Raw genomic sequence first — 12,724 nt, forward strand, 5'->3', positions numbered from 1 at the left:
CCGTCTCTTAATAAAGTGTCCTTCTCGTATGACTTTTTAAGAAGCTAACAAATGAAATATTCACCTCTCTTATCTTATACTTTATTACTCAGTAGCAGCTTGTTATTCGGCTGTGGTGATTCGAGTAGTGAAGATAGTTCTACTGAAAGTGACCCAACCGTCAATGATTCAACTGAAATCACACAACCCTCAACGTTTTCAAGCTTGATTATCAATGAAATTGTCGCCAGCGCTGCAGATGATGGTAACGATTGGATTGAGCTATATGCGCTTGAAGGCCCAGTAAATTTATCAAGTTATAGCATAGTGGATGATAGTACAGAACACGCTGCTCAAGCATTACCTGATATTACATTAGCTCAAGGCGACTTTATTGTTATTCAAGCCATTGATGAAAACGACACCCCACCTACCGATGGTTATTATGTAACATTTAAACTAGGTAGTGATGATGCTGTCACCTTATTTAAAGATGATGTGCAAGTAGATCAACTAGATTGGGAAGAAGGCGATGCAATCGAAGGCACTAGTTATGGGCTATTCATTGATGGCTCAGGTAGTGAGCAAACGTTATCACCAACCCCTGGAGAGGCTAATATAGAATACACTGCCACTGAAGTAGTTATTCGCGATGTAATACTTAACGAAGATGCACCACTACGTATTAATGAAATTGTCGCTAATGATAGTGACGGAGGTTATGACTGGTTTGAGCTTTATGCTACTGGAGATACTGCGGTTTATTTAGGTGACTACACCATAGCAGATGAAAATAATGAATTATTTTCTCTACCTAGTATAACACTGAATCCAGGGGAGTTTTACCAAATATATGCGACAAGTGATGAGATAGAAAATAGCGAGACCATTAACTTAAAGCTAGGCTCAAGTGACCAATTAAGCTTATATCAAGGCGATGACCTGGTTGACCAACTAAAATGGAGTAAAGGACAAGCATTAATTAATTATAGTTATGGTCGCTTTCCTGATGGCAGTGACGGAACCCAAACACTGAGACCCTCACCTAAAGCTTATAACAGCACAGCACTTCATGGCCCATTATTAATTAATGAAATAGTGGCAAGTGATATTGATGGCGGCAATGATTGGTTTGAATTATATAACAATGGCACTACCAATATTTCTCTTGCAAATTATCAAGTTATTGATGAAAGTGATGACATTGATCCCGTAACACTACCTGACGTTGTTTTAGCGCCTAATGAATATATCGTTATCTACGCAACAGATGAAGATCCGAATGATTATTACGTTCCTTTTAAACTAGGTAAAACAGACGAATTAAGTCTTATATTAAATGATGAAACCGTTGATTATATCGATTGGGACGACAGTGATGTTATTGCTGGCTTTAGTTATGGATTAAGCGATAGTTCCAATAGCAGCGAAACCAGCTGGGATAAAGACTTTTTAACACCAACACCTGGTAGAGAAAATGAACTAGCGACCGCTTTTAACTTAAGTGTTGTTAATGATTTATACATTAATATCAGTACCGAAAACTGGCAAGATATTTTAGAGAACCCGCTTGACGAAGAATACCATGAAACCAGCATCACCTTTAATGGTGTAACGTTAGACAGTGTTGCTATTCGAACTAAAGGTGGCTCCAGTTTAAGCAGCGTTGCACAATCAACCAGTGACCGATATAGCTTTAAACTTGATATTAATGAATATGTTGACGGACAAAAATTCTTTGGTCTGAAGAAGTTTACCCTTCAAAACTCTTTTAACGATCCTTCTTATATGCGTGAAGTGATCGCCTACGAATTGCTAGATGAAATGGGCGTAGCAACACCAAAAAATTCTTATGTTAACTTCTACGTCAACGGTGAACTATTTGGCTTATACCTTATGGTTGAAGCGATTGATGGTGAATTTTTAGAGAATCACTTCACTAACTCGAATGGTGACCTATACAAGCCAGACGGTACAGGTAGCGATCTGCTCTGGATAAATGGTGACATTGATAGCTACAGTGACATTAATTTACAAACCAACGAAGAAATCACTGATAACGGTGCCTTTATCAATTTTGTTGAACAAATGGATAATGGCTCTACTGACGTAATTGATACTGATAGCTTACTTAGATATATGTCAGTTAGTGTTGCCTTATCAAACCTCGACAGTTATCACGGTACTTTAGCGCATAACTACTACATTTATGAACAAGATGGCGTCTTTAGTTTCCTACCTTGGGATTTTAATGAGTCTTTTGGCACATTTTCTATGAACTGTAATGCCGATATGAGAGAGCTTTATATCGACGAGCCAACCAGTGGTGCTCTGGCTGATAGACCTATGATTGCTAATGTATTCGCCGATGATGACAGCTTAGCTATTTACCATGAATATTTATGGCAATTAATCGACGGGCCTTTATCAAGTGGTACTTTCAGTGCACGTGTCACAGAAATTGCAGATTTAATTCGTGAACATGTAGCGAACGATCCAAGTGCTTTTTATGGTGAAGCTGCATTCGAGCAAAACCTTAATTCGACAGTGAGTAACTTTTTTGGCTTAACCGAGTTTGTCGACTACCGTGTAGAGAATATGACTAAGCAATTGCTAGGTGATCTTCCTTCAACCAATAATGGTAGTGGTTTTTGTAGTAGCTCAGTTGGTGGTCCACCGCGTTAAGACTCAATAATAATTATAGTGACAGAAGCGAGCCCCCTCATATAACGCTCAATTCTGTCTCTGTATTCCCCGTCTATCACTATTAATTTTGAGCGAGAAACCAATGGAAATTATTCAACCTAATTTTGATCATGGTAACAACAATGATTTTTTTCAAAGCCCTGATTTACATATAAAAAACAAAATAAATATTGATGAAGCGAGCGTATTAGCAGATACAAAAATTTCGCCCCATCCATCATTAGAAGAAGCATTAAGTTTATTTAACAGTCATGGCCTTAATGACCTTGATGCGGCTAATTTAATGAATAGGGTGGATAGTAAATTTATTCTGCCATTAGCATTTTTACCTGATTTACTTATACAGTTAAAAAGCTTATATACCGTACTTGAAATAAACAGTAATCGAGTTTCTAGTTACCACAATCAGTATTTTGACACACCTAATATGTCACTGTACCACGATCACCATAATGGTAAATTAAACCGCTATAAAGTACGTCGTCGTCGTTATGTTGATACGAATACTGAATTTTTAGAAGTAAAACTAAAAAACAATAAAAAACGTACCATCAAAAGTCGAATTAAGCTTGCTGGTGAAGAAAATGAGTATGCTCGATGTGCGCAATTTATTGATAAAAAAATGCATATCAACGTTAATACCCTAGATATCAGCCAACAAGGTGGCTACAAGCGTATTGCATTGGCTAACGAAGCACAGGCAGAACGACTAACGCTAGACTTTGATCTTTGGTACCAAGACCGCAGAGGAAATAACAACGTAAAACTTCCTGGTTTTTTTATTGCAGAGCTTAAACAAAATAAAAAGTCTAAACGCTCACTTTTTTATCAACTAATGAGCACCAACAATATTTTTCCTACTTCTTTTAGTAAGTACTGTATTGGCTGCGCATTGCTATACAACACGTCAATAAAATCGAATCAATTTAAAGCCATTTTGTCACATATAGAAAAACTTAACCGCATTGAGCAAACTTCATTTTTAAAGAGTAATTAGTATGACTGAATTAGACATCATTTTTATCACCCGTTTTTTCATAAACTTAGCGTCATTATTTCTATTATGTTACGCCTGTTATTATCGCGTTAACAAAAACTCAACCGTAGCAAGTTCCTTTGTTTTATTTGGTGTGGGTATTTTTGTGATCACTTACCTTCTACATGGCGTTGATATGTCTATGGAGTTTTCTTTCGGACTATTTGCTGTTTTCACTATGCTCAGATACCGCACTGAATCTATTTCTATTAAAGAAATGACTTACTTGTTTTTAGTAACCGCGATTGCTTTATTAACATCGGTTGGTCAAATGAACTTAATGGATTTAATGACACTTAACATTGTGATTTGTCTGCTCGCTTTTGTAATGGACTCCAAACTATTTAGCAAAGGTTATCTAACACAGAGTATTTGTTATGAACGAATAGAAAACATAACGCCTGCAAATAGAAATATATTGATTAACGACTTAAGGGTAAGAACGGGCTTACAAGTTGAAACTGTAGAAATTGAACATATCGACTTTCTACGTGATACCGCTCAATTAACGGTGAGTTATAGCCCGCAAGCCAGTAATTCGACTCATACAGCTTCACAAACTCTAATTAAAACAAGCTAGAGGTAATACTATGAACCAGACTCCCTTACTTGCAAAATTAATAACATTTACATTATCTTGCTGTGTACTTAGCCCAATATTACAAGCAAAAAGTAATAATGTTGATATCAGTGGTTACGTTATGATTGATCATAACGATTTTGACGATTCCTTTTTAGAAAATGAGGGCGAGCCAACAAGCGAAACAGCTATTCGTCGCGCTCGACTTAGCTTTAAAAATAAAATTGATGATAATTGGAAAACAAAACTACAACTAGGATTTTCGGATGACACAGCAGAAATTAAAGACGCGTATCTAAAATATAGTGGCTGGCAATGGGCGGATCTTACCTTAGGACAACAAAAAGAAGGCTTTGGCTTAGAAAAGTTAACCAGTTCACGCAACACCATGATGATGGAGCGCAGCTTAGTTACCGAAGCTCTTAGTCCTGGACGTTCTATCGGGGCCAATTTATCGGGTGATTTCTCATCGTTTACATGGCAACTTGGTTATTTTAGACCCGACGAAACTCAAAGTAGTTCAGCGATAACAGGCCGATTGACTTGGCTTCCTTGGCAACAAGAAAATAATCTGGTTCACCTCGGTGTCGCATTTAGTGAGCGCGATCTTGATGGTAGTGAATATCGTATTAATGAACCGCTTGAAGTCAATTTTTCTGATTCTTTATTTGAAGGTACAGATCTATTAGCTGAAGATGTTTCCTTACAAGGAATAGAATTTTTATGGCAACAACATGGTTTTACGACAACGGCAGAATGGCAGAAAGCCCGAGTAACTGATGTTAATTCACAAGAGTATGATTATGAAGGTGGCTACTTACAAGTAAGCTATCAATTGTCGGGTGATAACCGAGAATACAAAAAAGGTGAATTAGGCAGGGTCATTACACCAGGTTGGGAGTTAACAAGCCGATATAGTCAATTGGAATTAGTTGAAGAAGCAGAGAAAGCACAAATTTATTCGGTCGGCGTAAACTATACCATGGACAAAAACCTGAAATTTATGGCTGACTATATAAAAACCAAGCAATTAAAAAACAGTAGTGAATTTGACGCAGGAAATGCTATTACTTTAAGAGCACAATATACTTTCTAATTTCAAGTTTATTGAATAAGTAGCGTTTTAACTAGTATTACCACTAGTTAAAACGACTTCAAGCAAGTTAGCTAGGCTACTGACTAAGTTTATCGCTATTCTAGCTTAGTGGCGCAAGTAATGAACTTAAAATATCATCAGTTAAGCTTAGTTTGTTATCACTTACTTCTTCTGATAATAGTGCTTTAGCTAACTCTGCTTTATTTTGTTGTATTTTCTGAATCTTCTCTTCTATCGAATTTTCAATAATATACTTGTAAACAAAAACCGGCTTATTTTGTCCAATACGATAAGCCCTATCCGTCGCTTGATTTTCTACTGCAGGATTCCACCAGGGATCAAAGTGTATCACTGTATCAGCCGCTGTTAGGTTTAAGCCGACACCGCCTGCACGTAAACTAATTAAAAATACTGGAACTTCGCCTGCTTGAAATTTATCAACAACTTCTTGCCTATTTTTGGTTGATCCTGTTAATTTAACATAACCTATATTCGCTTTTACTAACTCATCTTCTATTAACGCAAGCATACTGGTAAACTGAGAAAATATAAGTATTTTACGACCTTCAGCAATTTGTTCAGGTAGTGTTTCCATTAAGTAATCAAGCTTAGCAGATTGATTAACTTTTTCAGCTCCCTTAAGTGATAATAACTTAGGATGATTACAAACCTGTCTTAATTTTAATAACGCGTCTAGCACTTCAATTTGACTGCGTTTTAAACCTTTATCAGCAATAATATCTTTTAAACGGCTATCCATTGCTAAACGAACAGACTCATACAATTCAGCTTGTTTACCCTCAATACGTAACGTTTGAATAATTTCCGTTTTCTTGGGTAGCTCAGTCGCTATTTTGTCTTTCGTTCTGCGTAAAATGAATGGTTTAATACGTTGATTTAATAGCTGTTTACGCTCTTGCTCTCCGTGCTTCTCGATTGGGGTTCTAAATAACTTAGTAAATTGCTTTTGCCCGCCTAAAAAACCAGGTAGTAAAAAATTAAATTGTGCCCAAAATTCGCCTAAATGATTTTCCATAGGCGTACCCGTTAAACATAATTTATGCTTGGCCTTAAGCAGCATAAACGATTGATATAATTTAGTTTTAGTGTTTTTTATATAATGTGCTTCATCAAGAATCAAGTAATAAAATTGTTGCTCGCAATAATGTTCTAAATCTTTAGTTATCAAGGCATAACTGGTGATAATTACATCAACCTGTTGTTCAATGCCACCATCTCCTTCAAGACAACCAAAATGCTGTTTACGTTTTGTACCATGTAATATCTGATAAGAAAGTTCTGGGGTAAATTTTTCTATTTCATTTGCCCAGTTAAAAATAACACTCGTCGGTGCCACAATTAATACAGGTTTAGTCATTCGACCTTGCTGTTTTTCAATTAGCAAATGCGCCAAAGTTTGAATGGTCTTACCTAGCCCCATATCATCAGCCAAAATACCATTTAATTGATATTCTCGCAAAAACTGCAGCCAATTTAATCCTTGCTGCTGATAAGCTCTTAATGTTGCATTTAAGCCTTCTGGTACAGTAACCGAATCAACTTGTTGAAAGTTTTTTAATTTATCAGCCAGTGCTCTTAATTTAGTTGTACCAGTTGCGACCATGCCTTGGTCATCCAGCATGGATAATGTTTGATGACTTTGAAAGCGTGACAACTCCATAGTCCCGTCTTTATTTAACGCATTAGGCATAAACAATTCAATAAATTGTTTTAAAATTGGCTGAACACTTTCATAGCGTAAGGCAACAAATTCGCCATTTTCTAAATCAACATAAATAGGTGAATTAGGTTCAATAAGTAATTCTTTATCCTTAACTCCCTCTTCATTATCAATACTTTCTTCGTTAAAAAGTGCTGATCTAGGCAATTGTTCAATAGCGCTAATCAAAATAGGGAATGCTGGCATTTTTTTACCATCAATAGTCAAATTTAACCCTAATGAGAAAAAATCATGATCGCCCGTTTCAATTACTTCGGCATCAAATACGCTATCAGTGCTTAATGCTTTATAATGAAAATCATCAGTAAAACTTATATGCCAGCCTAATTCTTTCAGCAAAGGTAATTTTTGATCTAGAAAGCGATGCCAAAAATAACGGCCTTGCATTAGCATTAAAAATTCCGCTGGTTTTTCTTTCTTTAAAAACCCCTGATGGGTATACGCTTTACGCTTAGGCTGCACTGAAAAATGCAAGGTGTCGAGTTTATCGACTACCGATTGTTCAAAGGCTAAATCTCGATACAGCTTAGTATTGTTAACAGTATCACTAACAGTGGCATCTTCATTATGTGGATTAACTAATTGACCTTGATAGGAAAAACTAACTTTTACATATCCTGACTGAGGCTCCGCTCTTGCCGGTGTCGAAAAATGTAAATACACCTCAGGTCTCGTTAATTCTTGTGAGAATTGCGTTTTAGGTTTAGGTAAACGTTGCGAGGCATCTCCTAATGACATTGAGAGTTTATTTATTACCCAAGGTAGTTTATCTTCTTCAAAAATAGGCGAATTAAGTAAATCTGCTTCAAAATCACACTGTGTATTGGTTTTAATTTCTCCGAAGCAATTTTGCTCTTCATCATAATAGCAAAGCGGTTGTGCTTTAATTATATGTATACTCGTGGAAGGTTCTTTTAAAACCAGTTGCAAGGTATGTAGGCTGTTATCAAGCGCTAACCACTGCCAGTTTGCCTCTAACGGTTCACCTAACGTAATTGCTTCATCTAAGTCATAATCAGTATGCCAAAAACAGCGTTTAGTATTAATAATACGTTCAAACAAATCAAAATATTTAATATTCTCGCCAAATTGATTCGTTCGCATAAGCTCGGTAAGTACTGCTACATCATCATTATTGGCATAAGCACTATTAATTAATGATGTAGTAGAATATTCACTAATAAGCGATTTACTCCAACCACCACTTTTTTTCGGCCGCGTAGATTTAATTTCTAAGGTAAGATAATCGTCTTCGTTATAGCTATTTGGCTTTAAGAAATAGAGTAAGGATTTTTGTTGACTATTAGATTGATAACGACTCGGCTGTGCTTGAAAACGATTAATCCATTTTTCAATCACTTTTTCAGAAGAAGCGGTACTTCTTTCATCAAAGTTTTGGAGAATAAAGCACTGTGCTAACGCCGCGCCATGTTTACAATCTCGGCCAATATAGCAATCACAATAACTGGCAATAACACCGGACTTATTATTAAAAACTAAACGTGTTAAATAACTATTCTCTCGAGAACGCTCACTAAAAACGACACCTCGAATAGTTTCTCCATCAAGGGCGCAAGTTTTCACACCTTTGTTTTGAAAAATCCTTGTTCCTTTTTTCCACTCATTTAGGGTAAAATTTTGTTCAAGTAATTCAGGTGTAAATGTATTGTTAGCCATAAATTTTTATTATTAACTCTTCAACTTAGCCACACTTATCGAAAAGTGTCTTTGAAATATGATGTTCATTTTCCATGTGAAATATCATGGTAGCACTAAAGCCTTAGAAGCATCTAGTCCCCTATTATCATACATGTTGTATTGTTATTCAGTATAATTTTAAGCTAAGTTGTTAATTATTTAATAGTTATCAACTTAACGCTAAGCAATAAAAATTAAGTTAAATTAAAACAGATAGTTAGATTATTTATTTCCAAGTATCATCACCTAAAACAAGCACTAGCTTATAAAAATTTATCTCTACAACACGCTAAAGTTAACGTAAAAGCCTCTATTGATAATTATTATTTTAAAGTATATACACTATTTTTATTGCCTATAGTAATGATAATGGTTACCATTTAGATAATTATTACTGATGGTTATGCTTTTTAAGGCGTTATGATGTTTACAAGAAAAAAAATATTGCTTTGTTTATCTCTGTCTACTTTTATTGTTTCCGATAATTTATCCGCTGCAACAAATGAAAAAATAGAAACAATTGAAGTTGTTGGTCGAGCCCAGCAATATTACTTAGAAACTGAAAGTAAAATTGGTACTAAAACCGATTTATCATTATTAGAATTGCCACAATCAGCACAAGTACTAACAGAACAACTTATTATTGACCAAGCAGCACGAGATATTACCGACCTTTATCGCTCTATTGCTGGTGTTAGTGAATTTAGCTATTCAGGCGTTACTTTTCGCGGGTTTCGTGATGATGCAAACGTTTTTTACGATGGCGTTAGAGGCGATCCTTATTCAGGCTTTGGTGTGCCACAACTTTTCAACGTTAGTCGTGTTGAAGTGCTAAAAGGCCCCGCTTCAGCATTATATGGTGGTGGTGAGCCAGGCGGCATGATTAACTACGTGACTAAAAAGCCAAGTTTTAATGAAAAACGTGTATTAAAGTTTACCCTTGGTGACAATGCAACTCACGGTGCATCATTAGATCTAACCGGTGGGTTGTCTGAAGATATTGCTTACCGCCTAGGTGGTTTTTATGAACAAGAAGATAGTTTTAGAAATAATGCAGACGCTAAAAATACTGAAATAGTAGGTGGTTTAACCTTTAATCTTAGTGATGCAACGACATTAACAACCAGTGTTGACTGGATTAAGCAAGACTTAGGCGGTAATCGCTTACGTGGTGTACCTACCGATGATCAAGGTAACTTTCTTGTTGATCCATCGTATAACGCTAATGAAAAATTTGACTACCAAAATATGGAAGCCCTGGTGTTACAAGCAAGTTTAAATCATTATTTTACCGATGATTTTTATGTCAATACCACATTTCGATATTTAGATAACGAACGCGATCAAGCCTACCATGAATCTCGTGAGTGGGTAGATGTAAACAGTGATGGTGAAGCCAATATTGACGACCAAACCATTAAACGTGAATACCGTAAACAATACCGTGCCAATGAAGAAAGCAGTTTAACAACAGACTTTGTTTATACCATTGACGGCGACCATATTACTCATCAATTATTATTCGGGGCAGATATTCATCATGTTGATACAGAATATGATTACTTACGCGCTCGGTACGAAGCCGATGGTGTCGCAAATCTTAATATTTTCACACTAAACTATGGTTTAACGGACCCTTCAACATACAACTTAACAGACCAAGGTGGCGATGGTGTCAAAACTGATCGTTATGGTATCTATGTACAAGATGTTATGAAATTTAATGAGCAATGGACATTTATCGCCGGTCTTCGTTACGACAATTTTAAAGAATATAATAAAGCCACAGATTATAGCTACTCTGACCATGGTGTAACACCACGCGCTGCCTTAACGTATCAACCACAAGAAAACTTGTCTGTTTATATCAACTACTCTGAGAGTTTCAATCCTGTATCTTCAAGCGATCAAGAAGGCGTTGCTAATGAAGGGTTACTAGCGCCAGAAACAGGTAAACAAACTGAACTTGGCATAAAAAGTTCATGGTTAGATGGCAAAATCATGAGTACTTTTGCTATTTATCGCATTAATAAACAAAATGTTGTGATGTCAAACCCTGACGAAAATGCTGGTGATAACGGAATTCCTGAATTACTTAATATTGGTGAAGTAGAAAGTAACGGATTTGAATCGACCCTAGTTGGTGATCTCGGTGACAATATCACAATTACAGCTAACTACGCATATAACGACACTATAGTCATTAAAGGTGTAACAGGTGATACAATTACCAACTCTTTTGGTGATGGCAGTAAATTTACTAATGCACCAAGGCATCAAGCAGGATTATGGGCTCGATATGCAATAAGCACTATTGATTCATCAATTGCCTTTGGTGTAAATTATGTTAGTAAACAATATAGTTTAGATGGACAAACGGTTAAACCTTTTACCGTGTTTGATATGAGTTGGACAACAAGATGGGACGATTTGCTATTAAGCATCAATATCGACAACCTTTTAGATAAAGAGTATGCCGTTAGTGGTTTCAGTCAGCGTAATGGTCACTTCCCTGGTAGTCCGCGCAGCGTTATCGGTCAATTAACTTACCAATTTTAATCCCTTAAGGAAATGACGCTTAAATTTATTTAAACTCACCCTTCTATTTTATGACACAAAAAAATTGGTTTTCACTACATCATTGGGCAGGCTTTCATTTAAGCCTGCTGCTTTCTTTTGTGTTAGTAACCGGAACATTCGCAACCATTTCAACTGATTTAGACTGGTTAACTAATTCAGCTATTCGAGCAGAACACCAAGTAACCTATGACCAAAAATTAGATTGGCCAGCATTATTGACTCGCGTTAATTATCACTTCCCTGAAACCAAAATAGACAGTATTAATAGACCGCAATTACCATGGCATAATGTTGAAGTTATCGCACGTGATATTAAAGGTGAACGATTTAGAATTTACCTCGATGCATTTGATCATCGTATTACAGGTGAAGGTCTATGGCTTAATTGGCAACGCTTTTTTCGACAAGTACACCGACATTTAATGCTACCGACCCAATGGGGGATTACTATTGTTGGTCTACTAGGCCTAGCAATGCTATTACTATTCATTACTTCATTTTATATATATCGACATTGGTGGCGGTATTTCTTTGCATTTGATCGAATAAAATCAAGCTTCAATGCAAGTAAAACATTAGCACCTTCCACAACACCACGAAAAGAAGCTAGTACAAAGCGTCTATTTTGGGCTGAATTACATAAAATTATTGGTTTATGGAGTTTATGGCTTGTGTTGATCATTAGCCTCACAGGCACTTGGTATTTAGCTGAAAAATGGGGAGCTAATGCTAGTTATCCAACCATAGAAAATAATGTAACAACAGTCCCATCAACGGAAATAACATCTCCATCTACAACAGCATTATCAAAGGCTGTTGAATATATAGCAACAAATCACCCTCACTATATTATTAACCAAATACGCTTTATTCCTGAACAACAACGGATTGAAATTGATGGACAAGAACATGCCTTTTTAGTCAGAGATCGTGCTAATAAGAAAGTATTTGATAGCCTTAGTGGTGAATACATTGGTGGCCGAGAAGGCGATAAATTAAATTGGCACTTGCGAATATCTGAAGCTGCAGACCCACTACATTTTGGTACATTTTCAAATTGGATATACCGGTATGTTTGGTTTGTCTTTGGTCTTGCCTTAAGCTTTCTTAGCTTTAGTGGCATTTACATGTACTTCTTACGATTAAGACAAACCGGAAAATTGCAAAACGTAGAAGAAACGAGTGCTTTGCGCATTTTATGGCTTAAAACTCACTGGATAAAATGGCCTTCACTTGCTTTACTGATTGTTTGTACTGCTCTCGTTTTTATCGACTTTGTTATTGGCTAAACGTATAAAATTCTGGTTT

7 protein-coding genes are annotated in these 12,724 nt (G+C 36.2%); 6 read left to right on the forward strand and 1 reads right to left on the reverse strand.

The genetic code is table 11. From position 1 onward, the window contains the following. Positions 1–51 precede the first annotated feature (51 nt). The 4 genes from Q4496_RS10505 (at position 52) to Q4496_RS10520 (ending at position 5,397) form a co-directional block, all read left to right on the forward strand. Positions 52–2,664 (forward strand): CotH kinase family protein, encoded by a 2,613-nt coding sequence (locus Q4496_RS10505; RefSeq protein ID WP_303610420.1) that lies wholly within the window; start codon positions 52–54, stop codon positions 2,662–2,664. A gap of 103 nt (positions 2,665–2,767) precedes the next feature. Next, entirely contained in the window at positions 2,768–3,682 is a 915-nt protein-coding gene (locus Q4496_RS10510; protein WP_303610421.1) for a polyphosphate polymerase domain-containing protein, read from the forward strand. A gap of 1 nt (position 3,683) precedes the next feature. Continuing rightward, positions 3,684–4,301 (forward strand): DUF4956 domain-containing protein, encoded by a 618-nt coding sequence (locus Q4496_RS10515; protein WP_215973986.1) that lies wholly within the window; start codon positions 3,684–3,686, stop codon positions 4,299–4,301. A gap of 10 nt (positions 4,302–4,311) precedes the next feature. Then, on the forward strand, positions 4,312–5,397 hold the full coding sequence (locus Q4496_RS10520) for an OprO/OprP family phosphate-selective porin (protein WP_303610422.1): 1,086 nt from the start codon (positions 4,312–4,314) through the stop codon (positions 5,395–5,397). A 100-nt stretch (positions 5,398–5,497) separates the two neighbouring features. Here Q4496_RS10520 and Q4496_RS10525 read toward each other — a convergent pair whose 3' ends face one another. Next, on the reverse strand, positions 5,498–8,815 hold the full coding sequence (locus tag Q4496_RS10525) for a DEAD/DEAH box helicase (RefSeq protein ID WP_303610423.1): 3,318 nt from the start codon (positions 8,813–8,815) through the stop codon (positions 5,498–5,500). 444 nt (positions 8,816–9,259) lie between these two features. Between Q4496_RS10525 and Q4496_RS10530 the strand changes: the two genes are divergently transcribed. Continuing rightward, positions 9,260–11,395, forward strand: coding sequence for a TonB-dependent siderophore receptor (locus tag Q4496_RS10530; RefSeq protein ID WP_303610424.1), 2,136 nt, complete (start codon positions 9,260–9,262; stop codon positions 11,393–11,395). 50 nt (positions 11,396–11,445) lie between these two features. After that, entirely contained in the window at positions 11,446–12,705 is a 1,260-nt protein-coding gene (locus tag Q4496_RS10535) for a PepSY domain-containing protein (protein ID WP_303610425.1), read from the forward strand. The last annotated feature ends 19 nt before the right edge of the window (positions 12,706–12,724 follow it).

The organism is Colwellia sp. 5_MG-2023, assembly GCF_030547795.1.
In the GTDB taxonomy this organism is placed as follows: Bacteria; Pseudomonadota; Gammaproteobacteria; order Enterobacterales; family Alteromonadaceae; genus Colwellia.

What these genes read in the sequence shown, in the direction of transcription:
- Q4496_RS10530 (WP_303610424.1), top strand. Translation starts at nt 9,260, where the DNA reads ATGTTTACAAGAAAAAAAATATTGCTTTGTTTATCTCTGTCTACTTTT.
- Q4496_RS10520 (WP_303610422.1), top strand. Translation starts at nt 4,312, where the DNA reads ATGAACCAGACTCCCTTACTTGCAAAATTAATAACATTTACATTATCT.
- Q4496_RS10515 (WP_215973986.1), top strand. Translation starts at nt 3,684, where the DNA reads ATGACTGAATTAGACATCATTTTTATCACCCGTTTTTTCATAAACTTA.
- Q4496_RS10535 (WP_303610425.1), top strand. Translation starts at nt 11,446, where the DNA reads ATGACACAAAAAAATTGGTTTTCACTACATCATTGGGCAGGCTTTCAT.
- Q4496_RS10525 (WP_303610423.1), bottom strand. Translation starts at nt 8,815, where the DNA reads ATGGCTAACAATACATTTACACCTGAATTACTTGAACAAAATTTTACC.
- Q4496_RS10505 (WP_303610420.1), top strand. Translation starts at nt 52, where the DNA reads ATGAAATATTCACCTCTCTTATCTTATACTTTATTACTCAGTAGCAGC.
- Q4496_RS10510 (WP_303610421.1), top strand. Translation starts at nt 2,768, where the DNA reads ATGGAAATTATTCAACCTAATTTTGATCATGGTAACAACAATGATTTT.